Source organism: Tolypothrix sp. FACHB-123, from assembly GCF_014697075.1.
Lineage (GTDB): Bacteria > Cyanobacteriota > Cyanobacteriia > Cyanobacteriales > Nostocaceae > Aulosira.
The window spans coordinates 12,811-33,286 of record NZ_JACJRE010000018.1 but is presented as its reverse complement, the minus strand read 5'-3'; the positions used below and the strand labels follow the sequence as shown (position 1 = coordinate 33,286).

General features: G+C 40.4%; 21 protein-coding genes. 15 read left to right on the top strand and 6 right to left on the bottom strand.

Going from position 1 to position 20,476, the window contains the following annotated elements; all coding sequences use genetic code 11:
- Positions 1 to 31 precede the first annotated feature (31 nt).
- Positions 32 to 853, top strand: coding sequence for a sulfurtransferase (locus H6G41_RS14070; RefSeq protein WP_190746803.1), 822 nt, complete (start codon positions 32 to 34; stop codon positions 851 to 853).
- Between the two features lie 411 nt (positions 854 to 1,264).
- Complete coding sequence (locus H6G41_RS14065; protein WP_190746802.1) at positions 1,265 to 2,026, top strand: metallophosphoesterase family protein; 762 nt, start codon at positions 1,265 to 1,267, stop codon at positions 2,024 to 2,026.
- A 32-nt stretch (positions 2,027 to 2,058) separates the two neighbouring features.
- Here H6G41_RS14065 and H6G41_RS14060 read toward each other — a convergent pair whose 3' ends face one another.
- Positions 2,059 to 2,910: a M48 family metallopeptidase gene (locus H6G41_RS14060; RefSeq protein ID WP_190746801.1), complete on the bottom strand. Its 852-nt coding sequence runs from the start codon at positions 2,908 to 2,910 to the stop codon at positions 2,059 to 2,061.
- A gap of 307 nt (positions 2,911 to 3,217) precedes the next feature.
- On the opposite strand from H6G41_RS14060, the gene H6G41_RS14055 reads away from it, so the two are divergent.
- Both H6G41_RS14055 and H6G41_RS14050 read left to right on the top strand, forming a co-directional pair.
- Positions 3,218 to 3,751 (top strand): DUF4330 domain-containing protein, encoded by a 534-nt coding sequence (locus tag H6G41_RS14055; protein ID WP_190746800.1) that lies wholly within the window; start codon positions 3,218 to 3,220, stop codon positions 3,749 to 3,751.
- A 546-nt stretch (positions 3,752 to 4,297) separates the two neighbouring features.
- Complete coding sequence (locus H6G41_RS14050) at positions 4,298 to 4,825, top strand: YdcF family protein (RefSeq protein ID WP_190746868.1); 528 nt, start codon at positions 4,298 to 4,300, stop codon at positions 4,823 to 4,825.
- Positions 4,826 to 5,053: 228 nt separating this feature from the next.
- Here the strand turns inward: H6G41_RS14050 and H6G41_RS14045 are convergent, their stop codons facing one another.
- Entirely contained in the window at positions 5,054 to 6,361 is a 1,308-nt protein-coding gene (locus tag H6G41_RS14045) for a glutamate-5-semialdehyde dehydrogenase (protein ID WP_190746799.1), read from the bottom strand.
- A 255-nt stretch (positions 6,362 to 6,616) separates the two neighbouring features.
- Positions 6,617 to 6,883: a hypothetical protein gene (locus H6G41_RS14040; protein ID WP_190746798.1), complete on the bottom strand. Its 267-nt coding sequence runs from the start codon at positions 6,881 to 6,883 to the stop codon at positions 6,617 to 6,619.
- Positions 6,884 to 7,292: 409 nt separating this feature from the next.
- Between H6G41_RS14040 and gvpA (H6G41_RS14035) the strand changes: the two genes are divergently transcribed.
- The 8 genes from gvpA (H6G41_RS14035) to H6G41_RS14000 all read left to right on the top strand — a co-directional run bounded on the left by gvpA (H6G41_RS14035) (position 7,293) and on the right by H6G41_RS14000 (position 12,150).
- Positions 7,293 to 7,508: a gas vesicle structural protein GvpA gene (gene gvpA / locus H6G41_RS14035; protein ID WP_045871251.1), complete on the top strand. Its 216-nt coding sequence runs from the start codon at positions 7,293 to 7,295 to the stop codon at positions 7,506 to 7,508.
- 113 nt (positions 7,509 to 7,621) lie between these two features.
- The gene (gene gvpA, locus H6G41_RS14030; protein WP_045871251.1) at positions 7,622 to 7,837 is read left to right on the top strand and encodes a gas vesicle structural protein GvpA; all 216 of its coding nucleotides are present in this window, start codon (positions 7,622 to 7,624) and stop codon (positions 7,835 to 7,837) included.
- Between the two features lie 209 nt (positions 7,838 to 8,046).
- Complete coding sequence (gvpC, locus tag H6G41_RS14025) at positions 8,047 to 8,541, top strand: gas vesicle protein GvpC (RefSeq protein WP_190746797.1); 495 nt, start codon at positions 8,047 to 8,049, stop codon at positions 8,539 to 8,541.
- Between the two features lie 357 nt (positions 8,542 to 8,898).
- Positions 8,899 to 9,951: a gas vesicle protein GvpN gene (gene gvpN, locus H6G41_RS14020; RefSeq protein WP_242037928.1), complete on the top strand. Its 1,053-nt coding sequence runs from the start codon at positions 8,899 to 8,901 to the stop codon at positions 9,949 to 9,951.
- A gap of 66 nt (positions 9,952 to 10,017) precedes the next feature.
- Positions 10,018 to 10,464 (top strand): gas vesicle protein, encoded by a 447-nt coding sequence (locus H6G41_RS14015; RefSeq protein ID WP_190746796.1) that lies wholly within the window; start codon positions 10,018 to 10,020, stop codon positions 10,462 to 10,464.
- A gap of 47 nt (positions 10,465 to 10,511) precedes the next feature.
- On the top strand, positions 10,512 to 10,979 hold the full coding sequence (locus tag H6G41_RS14010) for a gas vesicle protein K (RefSeq protein ID WP_199316164.1): 468 nt from the start codon (positions 10,512 to 10,514) through the stop codon (positions 10,977 to 10,979).
- 20 nt (positions 10,980 to 10,999) lie between these two features.
- Positions 11,000 to 11,734, top strand: a complete 735-nt coding sequence (locus H6G41_RS14005; protein ID WP_190746794.1) for a GvpL/GvpF family gas vesicle protein — start codon at positions 11,000 to 11,002, stop codon at positions 11,732 to 11,734.
- A 14-nt stretch (positions 11,735 to 11,748) separates the two neighbouring features.
- Complete coding sequence (locus H6G41_RS14000; RefSeq protein ID WP_190746793.1) at positions 11,749 to 12,150, top strand: gas vesicle protein GvpG; 402 nt, start codon at positions 11,749 to 11,751, stop codon at positions 12,148 to 12,150.
- A 90-nt stretch (positions 12,151 to 12,240) separates the two neighbouring features.
- Here H6G41_RS14000 and H6G41_RS13995 read toward each other — a convergent pair whose 3' ends face one another.
- Positions 12,241 to 12,558, bottom strand: a complete 318-nt coding sequence (locus H6G41_RS13995) for a gas vesicle protein (protein ID WP_190746792.1) — start codon at positions 12,556 to 12,558, stop codon at positions 12,241 to 12,243.
- Positions 12,559 to 12,651: 93 nt separating this feature from the next.
- Here H6G41_RS13995 and H6G41_RS13990 point away from each other — a divergent pair, with 93 nt between their 5' ends.
- Genes H6G41_RS13990 through H6G41_RS13980 form a run of 3 tightly spaced genes read left to right on the top strand, consistent with a single transcriptional unit; the run spans position 12,652 to position 17,203 of the window.
- Positions 12,652 to 13,389: a GvpL/GvpF family gas vesicle protein gene (locus H6G41_RS13990; RefSeq protein ID WP_242037927.1), complete on the top strand. Its 738-nt coding sequence runs from the start codon at positions 12,652 to 12,654 to the stop codon at positions 13,387 to 13,389.
- 8 nt (positions 13,390 to 13,397) lie between these two features.
- The gene (locus H6G41_RS13985) at positions 13,398 to 15,305 is read left to right on the top strand and encodes an ArsA family ATPase (protein WP_199316162.1); all 1,908 of its coding nucleotides are present in this window, start codon (positions 13,398 to 13,400) and stop codon (positions 15,303 to 15,305) included.
- A 50-nt stretch (positions 15,306 to 15,355) separates the two neighbouring features.
- Positions 15,356 to 17,203, top strand: coding sequence for an AAA family ATPase (locus H6G41_RS13980; RefSeq protein WP_190746791.1), 1,848 nt, complete (start codon positions 15,356 to 15,358; stop codon positions 17,201 to 17,203).
- Positions 17,204 to 17,385: 182 nt separating this feature from the next.
- Here the strand turns inward: H6G41_RS13980 and H6G41_RS13975 are convergent, their stop codons facing one another.
- Entirely contained in the window at positions 17,386 to 17,988 is a 603-nt protein-coding gene (locus tag H6G41_RS13975; protein ID WP_190746790.1) for a superoxide dismutase, read from the bottom strand.
- Positions 17,989 to 18,765: 777 nt separating this feature from the next.
- Positions 18,766 to 20,379 (bottom strand): bifunctional pantoate--beta-alanine ligase/(d)CMP kinase, encoded by a 1,614-nt coding sequence (locus H6G41_RS13970; protein ID WP_190746789.1) that lies wholly within the window; start codon positions 20,377 to 20,379, stop codon positions 18,766 to 18,768.
- Positions 20,380 to 20,476: the final 97 nt, after the last annotated feature.

Below are 20,476 nucleotides of genomic sequence, written 5' to 3'. Positions count from 1 at the left end.
CCCCATGCCCATATCCACTAACAACTGACCAATGACAACTGACAAAACAATTATTTCACCAGCCTGGTTATTTGAACATCTAAATGATCCGCAAGTGGCGATCGTAGATTGTCGCTTTTCGCTAGCCGATCCACAACTGGGACAACAGCAATATCAAGTAAACCACATACCTGGAGCTTATTATCTAGATTTGAACCAGGATCTTTCCAGTCCTGTAGAAGAACATGGCGGAAGACATCCTTTACCTAATCCACAAGATTTAGCGCGCAAATTGTCAGAAATTGGCGTCAATTTCCAACAAACCTTGGTTGTAGCTTACGATGATTCCCGTTTCGCCTTTGCAGCGCGATTGTGGTGGTTACTGCAATATTTAGGACATGAACGAGTAGCTGTCCTCGATGGCGGCTTTACGGGATGGCAAAAAGCTGGTTATCCCTTGACAAATATAATTCCTCAACCACAAACTGCTACCTTTATACCCCAAATCAAAACAGATATGGTATTAGATATTCATGGAGTCAAGAGTAAAAAAGATTTACCAGAGGTAGCTTTGGTAGATTCTAGAGAGAGCGATCGCTATCGAGGCGAACGGGAACCAATTGATAAAATTGCCGGTCATATTCCCGGTGCAGTTAACTATCCTTGGCAAGAAGTTACAGATTCTTCAGGATATTTACTACCTCCAACAGAACAAAGTCGTAGGTGGAAAAACCTAGAACAATCTGCCGAAATTATCGTTTATTGTGGTTCTGGTGTGACTGCTTGTGTGAATTTACTTTCATTGAAGTTAGCAGGTATTTCTACAGGTAAACTCTATGCAGGTAGTTGGAGTGATTGGATTAGTTATTTGTAATTTTGACTGTATAAATCTGCAATATTCGCTATCACAATCCAATTTAATTAGAGCCAAAATCTCAGTATTTATAGGGTGGCATGTAACTTACTTAAGCGGAGTTTATATCCGCTGCGCCTTGAAGCAATCTGGCATCTAGACAGCAACTTTTGCTTAAGTAACTGCTATTCATTTATAGAGTGTGTTAACACAGAGTCCGTTACCACTGTTTGCAGACTTTGGTTCTGTACTCTCGGTATTAAAACTACCTATGTAGGCAAAAATCAGTTAGGATTCTTATATTTCAAATACATGTATAAATAGAATACAATAAAATCAAACTTTCTCAAAAGATTATTATCTTTTGTAAGAAAACAGTACAGGTAAAACTGTAGCAAAAGTAGTGGGCAATATCATTCCAGCTAAGAGCAAATGAGCGAAACTAGCCAGCGTAGAATTGTAATTGGCGATGTACATGGTCAATATGAAGGACTAATGACCTTATTGACAGCAATTGCGCCAGGGTCTAACGATCGCCTCTATTTTCTAGGAGACTTAATCGATCGCGGGCCTCAAAGTTCCCAGGTAGTTAATTTTGTCAAAAATAATAACTATCCATGTCTGTTGGGAAATCACGAACAGATGTTGTTAAATGTATTAACCAGTGGCAACGCTTCCAATTCAACGATGCAAGCATGGTTATACAGTGGCGGACAAGCAACCATAGCCAGTTACCAAGAAGCGACAATTCCCCAAGAACATATCGATTGGTTAACAACCCTACCTACATATATTGATTTAGGCGATATATGGTTAACCCATGCAGGTGTTGACCCCTTCATGCCTTTAAACAAACAAACAGCTGAGCAATTCTGCTGGATTAGAGAAGAATTTCACAGTATGGAAAAACCATACTTCCCTGATAAATTAATTATTATTGGTCATACTATTACTTTTACCTTTCCTGGTGTTACTCCAGGTCAACTGGCGCAAGGACAGGGCTGGTTAGACATAGATACTGGCGCATATCATCCCCGTAGTGGCTGGTTGACAGCACTGGATGTGACAAATCAGTTAGTTTATCAAGTGAACGTGTTTAAAAACCGCATCCGCACCTTACCTTTAGAAGAAGCAGCCGTCACCATCGATCCATATGAAATAAAAGGTGCTCGCCGCAATAAGCAGCGAGCATAGGTGTAAATAAAATAGCGAAAATAGATCGAAAATTAAAGTAAGGCTCGGATATTCGCTTTATAAGCAGCATTGTCTAATCCATAACGCCCATTGCTAGGTTGCTGATTAATAGAGCGTTTTAGAGAATTAATGCGATCGCTCGTTGCTGGGTGAGTACTTAAAAATGTTGGCGTCGAACCCCTTCCTAGCAGCTTTTGCATAAAGGAAACCATCCCAGATTGAGCGTAACCACTGCGCGTCAAAGTTCTTAAACCTCTTTGATCGGCATCAAATTCATCTTGACGACTGCGGGGACGGTTAAGTGCTAGTTCCACACCAATTCCCACTGCGGTATTGCGATCTAAACCTGCGGCGGTAGCGACACCACTAGCAATGGCTCGTTGTCGCATTTGTTTGACTAAATGTCTACCGCCAATGTGACCGATTTCATGAGCAATCACACTTGCTAGTTCCGCTTCATTGTCTGCGGCTTTGAGTAAACCCGTATGAAGATAAACAAAGCCGCCCGCTGTTGCAAAAGCATTAATAGCCGGATCGTCCACTACTTGGAATGTATAAGGAAGATTTGGGCGATCGCTATTTGCAGCCAACCGCCTACCAATTTGTTCGACATAGCGATTAATTTCTGCATTGCGATAAAGCCGAAGTTCATTATTTACTTGCTGATTAATATCTTTACCCAGATCGACCTCTTGGCGATCGGATATATTAGATAGCTGAAGTATTTGCACTCCCTGGAATATCAGCGGTAATAAGTCAATCGCCCTTCCAGGAAGAGGTGCAGTCACACAGACACTCAGGGTTACTACCAGGGAAACTATCGGGTAAAACCAACGACGCCGCCAAAAACGGTAATTTGTTAAAAACGCATTCCAAGCATTCATAATCCAGTCTTTATGGATAATCGTGGAAGAACATCAGATAATGAGACGAATTTAGGTCTTTCTATGTTGCATTCTCTACCCAAAACGCAAAATGCGTAACCGCTTTTGCACTTAACTAAGGTGATTTCTGGAAAAGAATTCCGAAAATTGCTTGCCTCGTCCCGGAATTTTAGAAGTCGTGATAAACTGTCGCTTGACTGCAACGCCCAGCTAACTTTGGGACTTAGCAAATAGGGAAAATCTCTATATCCCTAGTCAAGCCTACCGCTAAAATCGATGACTCCGCTCGTATGGGGAAAAACTTGTTATGGCTATTTTAGATTCCAAAGGCCGCTTGTTCGGCAAAATTAATCTTCTGGACTTAGGTGCTTTACTGGTAATTGCGCTAGTTATCTTCGGTATCTTTGTTTTCCCTGGTACTTCCGGTTCTGTTGCTCAAGTGGGGACAAAAACAGTACCGATGGAGGTAGATCTAGTAGTTCGCGGCTTGAATGTTCGCGATCCGCAGCAGTTATTTGATAAGGGATTGAAAGCCAATGGTAAAACTAACGTAATTATCCGCAATCAACCCCACGGTGAAATTACGATTAAATCTGTTAAACAACTACCCAGAACAGTCAACGTTCCCCAACCAGATGGTACCCTCAAAGAGTTACCAGATCCCAAAACCAACAACTATAGTACAGATATGCTGCTGACCTTAGAAGGGAAAGCTCAAATTACAGCCAATGGCCCAGTTTTAGGTAACAGCAAAGTCAAAATTGGGATGCCATTTGAATTAGAAGGCTTTAACTACAACTTTAATGCCACGGTCATCGATTTAAGATTAAAAGAAAATTAGGCATGAGGTGCTAAAATTTTTACGGGAAAACAGTTCCCAAACTCTGCGTACAGCAGCACCTGTTGAAAATCTGTCTTTCCTGTTCCGAATGCCCAATTTTGAAAATGGAAACTTGGCAGGTTCTATTGCCAGCACAAAATCCAACTGTATCAAAGTATCAGCAGACTAGTAATCAAGTACCGATACAGGGTAGGATGAGACATCGACAATTAACAAAGAAAGTGTTAAAACGCCTTTAAATAGAATGTAAGTTCGATCTACCTCTCCTACCTCAACTCTCTAGACTACGAGTAAACGAAGAAGTAATCTAAAAATCAGGGTCTTCCGCTTCTACTTTGATTCCAGAGAGGCAAAATCCCATTTATCGAACTCAAGTTAATTGAGTTTTTACCAGAAAAATTACCAAATTATTATTTGGCTAGGTTTTTGGGAAACTCTGCTGCTTGACATCATTATTGTTTCTTATAGTTAGAGAAATTTGGACTCAGTAGACTAAGTAATAGAGCCTTGAATAAGCTATTGTTTACAGGTAAATCTTTCCGCTTTATGGCTTGCGCCCTACCGCTACTCATGTGGTTGGGATACAAGGAAATCAAAAACCAAATTGTCCAACCGCAAGCACTGTTAGTCTTAGGCGGTTCCACAAAAAATTTAGAACGAGAAAAGTTTACAGCAGATTTTGCCAAGAAGCATCCGAATTTACCAATTTGGATTAGTGGTGGTAGTCCACCTAGATCAACTCAAAAGGTATTTACCAAAGCAGGAGTCGATCCTGAGCGTTTGAATTTAGATTATGAAGCTGTAGATACAGTTACTAATTTTACAACCTTGGTAGATGATTTGCAAGCTCGTGGCATCAAAAGTGTTTACTTAATTACCTCCGAATTCCATATGCGGCGTGCTTGTGTCATTGCTGAGATTGTTTTAGGTAGTCGGGGGATTGAATTTAAAGCTGTACCCGTTCCCTCAAAAAATACATCGGAACCTATTGAAAAAACTTTACGCGATGGTGCGAGAGCGATACTTTGGGTAGCCACTGGTTATACGGGTGCAGAGGAGACAATCACTAAGTAAGGGCTAGGGGCTAGGGGCTAGAAGGGGACAAGGCAGACAAGGGAGACAAGGGGGAAAAATCACCATTGTCTGTTTGTTGACTGTTGTACGGGCGGGTTCACAGACATCCTCGTGGATCAACAATGATCTAAATAAACCCGCCCCTACAGACTGTTGCCCCATGCCCCATGCCCAATGCCCCATGCCCCATGCCCCATGCCCCATGCCCCATGCCCCATGCCCCATGCCCTAATCTAAATCCCGATGGGTAAATGATTTAGCATTCGCCCCAGTGTAGGTGGTGACAATATGACCATCACCGATCATTTGATATTTATAGGTGACTAAGCCTTCTAAACCAACGGGGCCTCTGGGGGGCATTTGTTGAGTACTAATTCCTACTTCTGCCCCAAAGCCATAGCGGAAGCCATCAGCAAAGCGGGTAGAACAGTTGTGATAAACTCCGGCTGCATTCACCAATCCTAAGAAAGTTTCCGCAGCAGCTAAATCTTCGGTGATTATGGCTTCTGTATGGCGCGAACCGTATGCGTTGATATGAGCGATCGCTTCTTCTAAAGAATTGACAATTTTAATTGCTAAAATCAAATCACTGTATTCTGTCTGCCAATCTTGCTCTGTAGCAATGGGAATATGATGCAAAATCTTGGTGGTGCGCTCATCTCCTCTCAGTTCCACATGATGGGCTTGCAAAGCGGCTGCAACTTTGGGGAGAAATTCACTCGCAATATCAGCATGAACTAGTAAAGTTTCAATCGCATTACAAGCGGCGGGATATTGAGTTTTAGCATCGACAGTAATGTTAACGCCTTTTTCTAGTTCGGCGGCTTTATCTATATATAGATGACAAATGCCATCAGCATGTCCGAGTACGGGAATGCGGGTATTGTCTTGGACAAACCGGACAAAGGCATTAGAACCTCTGGGAATAATTAAGTCTACATATTTATCTAAATTCAAAAGTTCTAAAGTTTCTTCTCTAGTTGTCAGCAACTGGACTGTATCTGGGTTCACAGCAGTGCTTGCTAAACCTTGCTTAATCGCTTTCACAAGCACTTCGCAAGAACGTATTGCTTCTTTACCACCTTTGAGAATGACGCCATTACCTGACTTGATCGCCAAAGAGACAATTTGAATTGCGGCTTCGGGACGTGCTTCAAAAATAATGCCTAAAACTCCCAAAGGACAGGTAATCCGCTTGAGAATTAAGCCTGTGTCGATTTCGCGGTGAATTTGCACTTTCCCTACTGGATCGGCTAGCTTACCAACATCTCTGACTCCTGCGATCGCATCTCTTAATTTATGTGCATCCAACTGCAAGCGCTTATATAATGGTTTGGCAATGCCATCGGCAGTTGCAGCTTCACAATCAGCAAGATTGGCTCGCAATATCTCATCCGTTGCTGATTCTAAAGCTTGAGCGATCGCTTCAATAGCTTGGTTTTTCGCCTCAGTCGAGAGAACAGCTAACTTACTTGCCGCAGAGCGAGTTTTTTGCGCGATCGCAATTAGGGGAGAAGCAATTTCCAGACTAGTCATAGCAAACAACAAATTTCCAGTACGGCCACAATCTTTGCCTTTTTCCCTATCCTAGCAACCTTAGTTACTACATAAACTAATTCTTTACTTGAGTTTATTACTCTTTTGTTTTAACTCTATCTCCAAACGGCAGGGGCACAACAGTTGTTGTGCCCCATAAAAGATAGCTATCTTTGCCTCATCCTCATCTCCAAATATCAATAATTAGTGGAAAATCAACTGCTGGCGATCGCACTAATAAATAGACATATTAATTTAACCGCGTTGCACTCGGTTTTCAAAATCTGAACGAGTTTTTTCAACTACGCCAACAGCAAAAGAATAAATATCATTATGTTCCTGTTGTAGCCAAGTTAAAAGGTTAGCCATCTGGGCATTTCTTAAATCTAGATCTGTCTGAAAAATAATTGAAGTTGCCATCAATTGAGCATATTTCGGTTCATGCCCTTGTTGCACCAAATGAGCTATTAAGCCCGCTAAAGCTTCTTGTCGAACTGGATCTGGATTTGCTTCCTTAAACATGTTTTTTCGATATCGATAATTGTTGCCATCATCCTATTTCATGTAACTGACTATTTTGTATCCGTAATTACACTGAAATAAAACCACATTATCACTATTAATAAGTGATTCGCGTCGGCTCTGAATTCTGATTTACAAAATGTGTCATAGAATGAATTTATACAAAATAAACGTCAGCAAGTAAAAAACACTCAAATCCCTTGAATAAATCGTTATAAAGGATGACAAAGCATACAATCTAAATAAACGTGCGTAGATACTGCCTAAGTGTTGTTATATTTGTTTACAGCATTAACCATGTAACGCTCTTTACATTTCAAGAAAGGGTTAATAGTATGGTTTTAGAGATTGAGAAAAGCGAAAGCGAATCAATCTTATAAACAACAACAATGAGTTAAGGTACAAAACAATGGCAGTTGAAAAAACTAATTCTTCCTCCAGCTTGGCAGAAGTTATCGATCGCATCTTAGACAAAGGTATCGTTGTAGACGCTTGGGTACGTGTTTCTTTGGTAGGTATTGAATTACTAGCTATTGAAGCTCGGATCGTTATCGCTTCCGTTGAAACCTACTTGAAATATGCAGAAGCTGTTGGTTTAACTCAATCAGCTGCAGTACCTGCTTAATTATTAAGTAGATAGAAAAACAATAGAATTAGCAACTAATTAATTAACTAATTCTATTGTCTCACCCTTGTCCGAATCCAACGCAAACCATAACTAATTTAAGGTGCAAAACAATGGCAGTTGAAAAAACTAATTCTTCCTCCAGCTTGGCAGAAGTTATCGATCGTATCCTAGACAAAGGTATCGTTGTAGACGCTTGGGTACGTGTTTCTTTGGTAGGTATTGAATTACTAGCTATTGAAGCTCGGATCGTTATCGCTTCCGTTGAAACCTACTTGAAATATGCAGAAGCTGTTGGTTTAACTCAGTCAGCCGCAGTACCTGCTTAATTATTTAAGCAGCATTCAAAATCAGAATTTTTGGGTTGAGATTCTGATGTTTATTCTGCTTTTTTCTGATTATCCGGATCTGCTCCGACCAAGCTTATCCAAAGATAAAAGGAAAAGAGCAGATATTCCTTGAGCTACATTCACTGGGTAGAACCTATGCAGTGGATGTAGTTAATTCACGATGATTTAGTTTTATTGCGGAGAACCTCATGACTCCTTTAATGATAAGAATCCGGCAAGAGCATCAAGGAATAGCTGAGGAAGTAACTCAACTATTTAAAGATACTCAAGAATTCTTGTCCGTCACCACAGCTCAAAGAAAAGCACAAGCTAAAGAGCAAGCAGAAAATCTGCACCAATTCCATCAGGATTTGGAGCAAAACACCGAAGAGTTTTTGACAGAAACTGCTAAAGAAAGAATGGCGCAAGCTAAACAGCAAGCAGAAAATCTGTACCAATTCCATAAGGAAATGGAAGAAAACACCCAGGAGTTTTTGTCTGAAACTGCTAAAGAAAGAATGGCGCAAGCTATGGAACAAGCGCGACAACTGCACGAATTCCATCAAAATCTTGAACAAACAACCCATGAATTTTTAGCCGAAACAGCTAAAGAAAGAATGGAGCAAGCTCAAGAACAAAAACAAGAGCTGCACCAATTCCGCCAAGATTTGTTTGCTAGCATTTTTGGCATATCTATTGGTTAATCAATGCTCCGAACAAACGGAGTTTATCTGTTGAAGAACGGGGCCAAATAGTAAAACCCCCTAGTCTTCCAGGTAAAACTGGTAAGACCAGGGGGTAGTCAAATTCAACAATGAGTTTTAGCACGAAACACAAATAACACATATTGTCACTGATGACAAGGCTTCAGTAAGCAGTACTGACAACCTATTTATCTCTCTTCTATCAGCGAACAATATCACTCTAATGAGTAACAATTATCCCAAAAACTGATTAGAGGGTTATTTATAGTTTCTATTCCCATCATAGCACATAGATGCATAAACCGCATCTAATTTCTGTTATTTTTGCAAATTTTTCTCCCCATCATCATCAACTTTATGACTAATACCGAAAATCATAAAAAAAGAGCCGTTCTTCGTGTCCGTCCTGGTCAGTTTGTAGTCACACCTGCGATTGAGCGAGTAGCAATTCGGGCGCTACGTTATCTCACGTCAGGATTTGCAATTCACTTACGTGGCCCAGCCGGAACAGGAAAAACAACCTTAGCCATGCATCTAGCCAACTGTCTAGATAGACCAATCATGCTGATTTTCGGAGATGACGAATTTAAAAGTTCTGATTTAATTGGTAGTGAATCTGGTTACACCCACAAAAAATTATTAGATAATTACATTCACAGCGTTCTCAAAGTCGAAGATGAGTTTAAACAAAATTGGGTTGATTCTCGGCTTACTTTAGCCTGTCGGGAAGGCTTAACCTTGGTCTATGATGAATTCAACCGTTCAAGACCAGAAGTTAATAATGTTTTACTCTCAGCCTTAGAAGAAAAAATTCTGACCCTTCCTCCTAGCAGTAATCAGCCAGAATATTTACACGTTCATCCTAAATTTCGAGCTATTTTTACCTCTAACCCTGAAGAATATTGTGGAGTTCATGCAACTCAAGATGCTTTAATGGATCGGCTGGTAACTATTAATATGCCAGAACCAGATGAGCTAACTCAAACCGAAATATTAACACATAAAACAGGTTTAAATCACGAATATGCTCAACTAGTTGTGCGATTAGTCAAAGCATTTCGCTCGTTGACTGGTGGCGAAAAGACTTCTGGATTACGGTCTTGTTTGATCATTGCGAAGATATGTGCAGAACACGATATTGTGGTCACACCAGAAAATTCCGATTTTCGTGAAATTTGTGCAGATGTTCTGTTCAATCGGACAAAATTATCTGCCAGTGAATCTACAACTGTATTCCTAGAACTACTCAATCACTTACGGGTACAATCACAGTCGGTAGAACAAGTTGATCATAGCGATCCCTATGATGTCGCCGAAGAGGAAATAAGTGGTGAACTTGAGCCGCAAACAGAAGCTATCGCTGAACCTGTCACCCTAGACGAAAGCTTATTAAGCGACAATCCCAATTGATGTACTAACAACAAGCTGATTGCGCAAAAAAGACTGTTTTTATTTCATTCAAGAGTCTAATTTACCGTGACTACTACACCCATCCTGCCACAACGTCCTCAATCTAACTCTAGTCGAGCTATTACCACATCTACTCAAGGTTCTACCTTGGCAGATATTCTCGAACGAGTGTTAGATAAGGGCATTGTGATTGCTGGTGATATTTCTGTATCTATCGCTTCAACTGAACTGTTGCATATTCGCATTCGCTTGTTAATTTCCTCCGTTGATAAAGCCAAAGAACTTGGTATTAATTGGTGGGAAAATGACCCCTATCTCAGTAATAAGAATCAACATTTAGTTGAAGAAAACCAAGAACTTCAGCAACGACTTGCCAGTCTAGAAGCGCAACTAAAAGCGCTGACAGCAGCTAATAGCAAGAAGCCAGAATTATTCACAGTAAAAGCTGAAGATCATGGACACAGCGATGCCGAAAATTTGCCATTGCCAATAAATTCTCAACTTGATGACTAGACTGAGTTTACTCACAAAAGAAATTAACCAAAGGTGGCATCATGGCAATGGCCTGCACTCCAGTTGAAAATTCCAACGACTTGGTAGCTACCAATTCTCAAGCTAATAATCAAGCCGGATTAGTTCCCTTACTGTTAACTGTAGTGGAACTAATACGTCAGCTGATGGAAGCTCAAGTAATTCGCCGCATGGAACAGGAGTGCCTCACTGAATCTGACATAGAGCGAGCTGCAGAAAGTTTGCAAAAGTTAGAAGAACAAGTTTTAAATTTGTGTCAAATTTTTGAGATTGATCCAGCCGACTTAAATATCCATTTAGGAGAGCTTGGTAGTCTGTTTCCTCCTGCTGGCTCTTATTATCCTGGGGAAACTGGAAATTCTCCGTCTATCTTAGAACTATTAGACCGTCTATTAAATACTGGCATTGTTGTAGACGGCGAAATAGATTTAGGAGTTGCTCAACTCAATCTCATTCACGCTAAATTGCGGGTAGTATTAACCTCAAAACCTTTGTAATTACAAAGTAATTTTTTGTTATGGATGCTGGTCTTTATTTGTACGGTATTTTTTCCGATTCAATTCCTTCTACAATTAATCTTAAAGGATTAGATTCTCAGCCTGTTTATAGTGAAGTAATCGAGGGATTTACCTTTTTATATTCCGATGCTAAACAAGAAAAATATTTAGCTTCGCGGAGAAATTTAATTAGCCATGAAAAAGTTTTAGAACAAGCAATGCAGGAAGGCTTCCGCACTTTGCTACCTTTAAGGTTTGGATTAGTGGTCAAAAATTGGGAAACAGTAATTACCCAACTAATTAAACCCTGTGAAAGACAATTGCGCGAACTATTCCAAAAATTGGCAGGTAAGCGAGAAGTTAGCATTAAGATTCTTTGGGATACAAAAGCTGAATTACAAGCCATGATGGAGTCAAATTCTGATCTGAAACAGAAGCGCGATCGCATGGAAGGTAAAAACTTAAGTATGGAGGAAGTGATTGAAATTGGTCAATTAATTGAGGCCAATTTGAAACTCCGCAAAGAATCTGTAATTCAAGCCTTTTTTAACGAACTAAAGCCTTTAGCAGACGAAGTTGTAGAAAGTGACCCCATGACTGAGGAAATGATCTACAACGCTGCTTTTTTAATTCCTTGGGATAACGAATCTCAGTTTAGCGAACGTGTAGAAGCCATTGATAAACAATTTAGTAACCGTTTACGTATTCGCTACAACAATTTTACTGCGCCTTATACATTTGCCCAGATATCTTAATTGGAGAAAATCGTATGCTTGGAAAAATTTTACTGTTTCCTGTCATGGGGCCGATTAGTGGATTGATGTGGATCGGAGAACAAATTCAAGAACGTACTAATACTGAATTTGACGCTCAAGAAAACCTGAATAAACAATTATTAAGTTTGCAACTTTCTTTTGATATTGGTGAAATTTCTGAAGAAGAATTTGAAGAAAGAGAGGAAGAACTACTTCTGAGAATTCAAGCTTTGGAAGAACAAGCTCAACTAGAAGCGCAATCTTTAGAAGATGAAGAATATGAAGAGGACGAAGAAGAGGAAGTAGAAGAAACCTACTTTATTCCAGAATCTGAAGAACCTAAAGTCCTGGTTGCAGATGCATTTCGGGGTAATCAGCAATATGAAGACAATGAAAATCTCGTTTTATCACCCTAATCTTCTGAGTACATAACTTGAATGTTGATATTAAATTAAAAACCCGCGTTTGCGGGTTAATAGTTTAATTATTAATTGAAGCAGTGAAAATTAATATTCAATTTCAAAAGTTTGGTAATTTTTAGCTTCGGAGAAAATATTAGGACGCTTGGGTAAATGAGAATGTCTAGAATCAGATTGACGTAACTTACTAATATTGATTTCAGTTTCTGCTATCTGGGTTTTGAGCGAACTCAAACGTTGTTTTAAAAGTACTGTTCGCTGTTCTATAAACTGTAACTCCTGCTTAATTCTTTGCTGTTCGGTAACCAGTTTATAAAGTTCTAACTGACTAGAAGCTTCAGATTTACTACGTGGCATAGTAGTTACTTTAGGTCTAATAGAACCGCGATTACGAAGAATTTTCATTTACTTAACCTGAACAATTGATTGTATTATAACCAACAAAATAAGATTGTAAAGGCTAAAAGTTAATTTATTATTTTTTTATTTCAGGTGATTATGGGTGTCATAAATAGTAACGAAAATCTCACTCATTTGGATGCATTTACAACAATGGAATCATTAAATATTTATACTTATGCTTTTTTAAAAACCTCTCATATACCCTTAACTTTACCAACAGGTAATTTAGGTCAATTATGCTTAATTCATGGTTCTGGTATTTCTGCTGTGGTTGAACAAGGGATATCTTTAGAATCAGTTCAAGATAATGATGAAGAAGTCATTAAAATGGTGTTAGCGCACGATCGCGTTATCTGCGAGCTATTTCATCAAACCACAGTTTTACCTTTACGGTTTGGTACTTCTTTTACTTCTGTTGACACATTACTTCACCATATAGAAGTTCATAGTCAAGAATATCGAGAAAAATTAGAAAATATTCAGGGTAAAACTGAATATACTTTAAGACTCGTACCTCAGATTTTTAAAGAACCTGTAAAAGCAACTATAGGCGGAGGTAGAGACTATTTTCTGGCGAAAAAACAGCATTTTGAACAGCAAAAAACTTTCATGATTTCCCAGACTGATGAAAAATCTAGTCTGATTAATTTAATTACGGAAATTTATCAATCTTCCGTTGTTATCCAAAACAAAGGCGAAGAAATTCGGATTTATATTTTAATTAGCGACCAAGATAAAGCTTTATTTTTAGAGCAATTTTATATTTGGCAAACAGCTTGCCCATCTTGGGATTTCTTCTTAGGAGAAGGTCTACCTCCCTATCACTTCGTTTAAATAGGTGGATGATGAAAAACTACGATTCTCTAAATTTAGTCATGTTTAGCGGTAAAGGTGGGGTTGGTAAAACCACCATCTCTTGCAGTTTTGCGCGTTATTGGGCCAGAAAGTTTCCCCAAGAGCGAATTTTATTAATTTCTACAGATCCAGCCCATTCTTTAGGCGATATTTTACTTGCAGAAGTTACAGATAATGCCTTACCTATAAGCGATTTATCTAACTTGAGCATTCAGGCATTAGATGCCCAAAAATTGCTATTAGAATTTAAAGCAAAATATAGCCGCTTTTTAGAATTATTAGTTGAGCGAGGTAGTTTAGCAGATGGAGAAGATTTAGCACCAGTTTGGGATTTAAACTGGCCGGGGTTAAATGAACTCATGGGCTTGCTAGAAATTCAACGGCTGCTTTCCGAGAAGAAGGTAGATCGGATAGTACTCGATATGGCTCCTTCGGGGCATACATTAAATTTATTAAGGTTAAAAGATTTTTTAGATGTTATTTTAAATTCCTTTGAATTATTTCAAGAAAAACATCGTGTAATCACTAAAACTTTTAAGGGAAGTTATCAAGAAGATGAGGTTGACAACTTCCTGGTAGATATGAAGTTTCAACTAGCAGAAGGCAGACGCTTACTGCAAGATGAAAATTTTACTGGTTGTTTAGTGGTAGCAGTTTCTGAACCGATGTGTTTATTAGAAACTGAACGCTTTTTAGCTAGTTTAAAAGAGTTAGAAATTCCCTATGCTGGATTATTTATCAATCGAATTTTGACAGAAGCGGCTCTCGAAAACGACCGTTACGCTGAACAGCAAAATTTACTCAATAAATACTTACAGATAGCACCTGAAAAACCTGTTTTTATTGTCCCCCAACAGCAAGCACTTCCCTTAGGTGGAATGTTACTAGATAGTTTAGTTGACCAAATTCAAACTATCAATCATGTTGAACTTGCGCCACCACCACTCATCCAATGGCCGAATAAAATCCTACCTAGTTTTAGCGATTTTTTGGCGGAAGGATGTCAACTAATTATTGTTGGTGGTAAAGGAGGTGTAGGTAAAACAACAGTAGCAGCTGCAATTGCTTGGGCTTGTGCGCAGCATTATCCCCATAAAAATATTCGCGTAATTTCCATAGATCCGGCTCATTCTTTAGGCGATGCTTTTGGGCAAACTTTAGGTCATGAGCCGCTAATGTTAACTCCTAATTTGAGCGGGCAAGAAGTTGATGAAACTCAGGTTTTAGACAAATTCCGATCTGATTATCTGTGGGAATTAGCAGATATGATTAGTGGGGAAGGCTCACAAACAGATTCGACAGTAAATGTGGCTTATTTACCTGAGGCTTGGCGACAAATTATGTCGCAAGCTTTACCGGGAATTGATGAGATATTATCTCTCGTCACGGTGATGGATTTATTAAGCAGCAACCAAGAAGACTTGATTATTTTAGATACAGCACCTACAGGCCATCTGCTGCGCTTTTTGGAAATGCCATCGGCTTTAGGAGATTGGTTAACCTGGATATTTAAGTTGTGGATGAAATATCAAAATGTTTTGGGTCATGTAGATGTAATTGGGCGGTTGCGGGGTTTACGCCAACAAGTTGTGCAGGCGCAAAAGAAATTGAAAAATCCCCAGGAAACTCAATTTGTTGGTGTGATTCAAGCAGAATCAGCAATTATCGCCGAACACATAAGATTAACAGAATCATTGGCAAAGATGGGAGTTAATCAACATTATGTGGTACAGAATCGCTACAGCCCAGAAGCAGAAGTACAAGGAAGTTTATTTCCCGAACAAACGATTATTCGCTTACCACGCTTACCACGTTCTGTAGAGCCACTGGCGAGAATTCAATGTGCAGCACATCTGTTATTTGAATTCGAGGAATTAATTGCCAATAACAGCTAAATTTCACCAGGAAATAGTGGGATTTGGAAATCAACTATCAGAGGTATTTTATGAGTGAGTTGTTTAAGGGTTTTGAGCAGTTATTAGAGTTAGTCAAAACTCTGGAAGAAAAGGTAGAAAAAGGCGAGATTAAGACAGATGTGCAAATAAATTCTCGTCCGATGAGCAGTATTCCTCGGTATGGGAATATGCCGCGTCCAAATAATATGGCTAATGATGTGGGTACTAGCCGCTTCCGCACTCAACCTCCGGCTAATTCTGGGGGTGGAGGTGGGAATGAACCAGGATCTGACCCGATTGTGCCACCTAATGCACCGTCCGATCATAGTCTCAAAGATGTGGGGGGATTGGGTGAAGTTCTCAAAGAACTGAAGGAACTGATTGCTATCCCCTTAAAACGTCCCGACCTATTGGCAAAACTGGGTCTAGAACCCACAAGGGGTGTGTTGTTGGTGGGGCCTCCGGGGACTGGTAAAACCCTTACCGCCCGCGCTTTAGCGGAAGAACTGGGTGTGAACTATATCGCCCTTGTGGGGCCAGAAGTGATCAGTAAATATTACGGTGAAGCTGAGCAAAGACTGCGAGCTATTTTTGAAAAAGCTGCTAAAAATGCTCCCTGTATTGTATTTATTGATGAAATTGATAGTTTGGCTCCAGACCGGAGTGCGGTAGAAGGGGAAGTAGAAAAACGCCTAGTGGCGCAGCTATTAAGCTTGATGGATGGTTTTTCTCAAAGCCAAGGTGTAATTTTGTTAGCGGCGACAAATCGCCCTGACCACCTTGACCCTGCTTTGCGCCGTCCTGGTAGATTTGACCGGGAAGTTCAGTTTCGTATCCCTGACTGCAACGGTCGCAAGGAAATTCTGCAAATTCTTAGCCGCGCTATGCCTTTGGATAATACGGTTGACCTGGATTTCATCGCTGAACGAGCTGTGGGATTTGTGGGGGCTGATTTGAAAGCTGTTTGTCAGAAAGCTGCTTATACTGCGTTGCGCCGTCACGTACCTTCGATTGACGAGCAAATTCCAGAGAATATGACGGTTAACCAGTCTGACTTTTTACAAGCCTTAAAAGAAATTAAACCCGCGGTATTGCGGAGTGTGGAAGTTGAAGTTCCCCATGTGGCTTGGGAAGATATTGGTGGTTTGGAGACCATTAAGCAAACTCTGCGTGAATCGGTAGAAGGGGCGTTACTGTATCCCGAATTGTATTTGCAAACCAAAGCTTTAGCGCCGAAAGGGATTTTATTGTGGGGGCCTCCGGGAACTGGAAAAACTTTGTTAGCCAAAGCTGTAGCTTCCCAAGCCAGAGCCAATTTTATTGGTGTCAACGGGCCAGAATTACTCAGCCGTTGGGTGGGAGCTAGTGAACAAGCTGTGCGAGAATTGTTTGCTAAAGCCAGACAAGCCGACCCCTGTGTAGTGTTTATTGATGAAATTGATACCCTGGCTCCAGCTAGAGGTAGTTACAATGGGGATTCGGGAGTGAGCGATCGCGTAGTTGGTCAATTACTTACAGAATTAGATGGGTTACAAGTAGGAACCACTATCTTAGTGATTGGGGCCACAAATCGACCTGATGCTCTAGATCCAGCTTTATTACGCGCTGGGCGTTTAGATTTACAGATGAAAGTCGATTTACCAGATCTAGCCAGTCGTCTGTCAATCTTACAAGTTCATAGCCAAGGACGACCGCTACAAGATGTGGATTTGGAATATTGGGCAGAAATGACTCAAGGTTGGAACGGTGCAGACTTGACATTGCTGTGTAATCAAGCGGCGGTTGAGTCTATTCGCCGATTCCGTTCCCAAGGACACACCTCGCCTGCTGATATCCGGATTACTACGGATGATTTTAATTATGCTTATCAGGTTTTAACTGAGCAGCGTCCTGGTTAATATTGGAGACTTGGACTGCCAATTTTCTCCATAGTAAGCGTGTCAACGATAACCAGTATAATTTGAATTAAGGTAGGGGTTTAGCAATGCTTAAACCCCTACTCCTTGGTTATTTACCTGAAAATATGAAGTAATCTTAGTGATACTTGCACTAACGGAATAATTTAAGCTTGGCTCTAAACTTAGGCTTTAGCTAAATTTTCCGCAGCAAAGTCCCAGTTGACTAATTGCTCAAGGAAGTTTTTGATGAATGCAGGACGAGCATTTCTGTAGTCGATGTAGTAGGCGTGTTCCCAAACATCTAAGGTGAGAAGTGCTTTTTGTCCATAAGCTAGGGGGTTCTCTGCATTTGGTGTTTTGATTACTTTCAAAGTACCACCATCATCGATCAACCAAGCCCATCCACTACCAAATTGAGTTGTAGCAGCGTTGGAGAACTCTTCTGCAAATTTCTCGAAGCTACCAAAATCTTTATCGATTTTATCGGCTAGTGCGCCGGAAGGTTGACCGCCACCTGCTGGTTTGAGTGAGTTCCAAAAGAAGGTGTGGTTCCAAACTTGCGCTGCGTTGTTAAAAACTCCTACTTTAGAAGCATCTCTAAAAGTGGTTTTGATTACCTCTTCTAATGATTTATCCGCAAGTTCTGTACCGTCGGTAAGCTTATTGAGGTTATCTACATAAGCTTTGTGGTGTTTGCCATAGTGATACTCGAAAGTCTCAGGTTTCATACCATACGGCTCTAGGGCATTAAAGTCGTAGGGTAGGGGGGGCTGTTGAAATGCCATTGTGTAAAATCCTCTCTGTACCGGTTTCCAGTTTACAGCTATTTAGAAGCTTAGGAAATTGCAGGTTTTGTTTTGATAAGTTTTATGCTCTTCATACTGGAACATAAAACTTAACATCGTCATTCTACTACCAAAGTGAAAATTAAAACACAGGGTTTCTCAAATTAGTAAAATCCCCAGTAGGGCTGAGGGGAATTCCCAAATTGCTCGCAAAAAGTTTGTCAAGACAAAAAACCATCTCGGTTGATTTTCGCACAATTGTCCCACCTTTTATGAGTCAGGGATTAATGGACGATTTTGCTGGGTGGAGAGAAAAAAACCCAGATTCCATAAGTAGGTAGCAGCCACAAACTTTGACCAAAACAGCTATTTGCTGGGTGTGCCGGAAAATTTGGGTATTTTTTTGTATGCAAATTCATTGACTGAAATGATAATAATTTATCTATATAAATCAGATGTGATTTTGGCAAAAGTCTCCTGAGCGATAATAGGCAATGCCCACCATATCTTAGTTTTGGTGGACACTGCTACTACATTTAGCTAATTTCTGGAGTTGAAAAACTTCTAACTCAAGTAGGAAATATTCAATATTTACAAAATCAGTCTTTAGTTAGATGTATTAATTATAAAATTAAAAATTTTTAAAGATAAAAAGCTTGATAAAAAAACTAACGCTAAAGCGATCGCACTCAAATTTTGGATGTGCAAATTTTCAGAGTGGTGAGTGGGTGCTAAATCACTCACCTCTGTACATCCACATCAGCAATTAACAGAAAATTACAGGGATGAGGTTTGAGAGAACTGTTGTTGACAATAGCTAACGATTTTATCTGTGACTTCAGAAATGCTGAGGCCATCGGTTTGAATTTCCATCGCATCTGCGGCTTTTTGTAAGGGTGAAACTTTGCGCGTGCTATCTTTCCAGTCACGTTCAGCAATATCTCGCTCCAACTGCTCTAGACTGACTTCTGGCTGATTTTGTTTTTTAAAATCTTGCTGTCTGCGACGGGCGCGTTCGCTGACAGAAGCGGTTAAAAAGATTTTCACTTCTGCGTCGGGGAAGACATGAGTACCAATGTCTCTACCTTCAGCGACTAAACCACCTCTTTTACCCCAGCTTTGCTGTTGTTTGACTAAAGCTTTACGCACAGCACCTTGAGCTGCGATCGCCGATACTTTAGATGTGACTTCAATGGTGCGAATTTCTTGAGTGACATCGCTACCATTAATCCAAACCTGCACGGGGGATTGTAAATTTTGGCTGGGAGTCAGTTGAATTTCGCAAGAACTAGCTAATTCCGCGATCGCGCATTCATCATCTAAGGGAATATCTTTTTGCAGTACGAGCCATGTAACAGCACGATACATTGAACCAGTATCTAAATACACTAACCCTAATTTATTAGCGACTTGCCGAGCCACTGTAGATTTGCCTGCACCAGCAGGGCCATCTATGGCGATAATTGGCAGGCGATCGCACAACAAAATGTTGTCAATCAACCTTGTAGAACCCATTCGAGCTGCGATCGCGAGCATTCCTTCCTCCTGAACTTTTACTAAAGACATCAATGTAGTTGGCTCAACCAATTCAATATATTCCACTAAAACATTACTGACCATTGCTACTTCTTGCTGCACTGCGCCAATCAGCTGACTGCTGTTGCGCACCCCTGACTTGAACATAGCCTCAGCCTTTTGTAAGCCGCGATATAACACCGCAGCTTGCTGTTTTTGAGTTGCAGTCAAATATTGATTGCGAGAACTTAAGGCCAAACCAGAGGCTTCTCGCACCGTTGGACAAGCAACAATCTCTATAGGAAAATTCAGATCTGCTACTAAGCGTTTAATAATCGCTAGTTGCTGACCATCCTTTTGCCCAAAGTAGGCTCGGTCAGGCTGCACCAAGTTGAAAAGCTTGGTCACAATCGTGGCCACACCTTGGAAGTGCCCTTGCCGAAACCCACCACACAAGCCTGTTATCATAGCAGATGGAGGGATTACTTGTGTAACCTTAGCTTCTTGTATACTCTTCTGTGGAACTCCCATTTTTTCCGGAGTGGGCGCAAAAATTACGTCTACCCCAGCTTGTTCGCACAGTTGCATATCTAGCTCTAAAGTCCGGGGATAGCGATTAAAATCCTCATTTGGGGAAAATTGCAGCGGATTAACGAATATGCTGACAATTACGGTAGAATTTTCTTGCCTAGCTCGTTTAATCAAGCTTAAATGACCAGCGTGTAATCCTCCCATTGTCGGCACTAAACCAACAGCAGTCCGATCCCAACTAGTCATTTCATCTAGCACTACATCATCTAAAACCGCACAATTGTTTTCCGCGCGGCGTTGAGTTAAATAGCAGCTTAAAGCTGCAACTGTTGTCAGCAGGCGCACAAAATACCCCTAGTTTTTCTTGTCTCTCCCCCGTTAGTTTATATCTGAAATAGGGGGCAAAGATGTTTAACTAGGGGAATTTCCGTGATAGCTAATA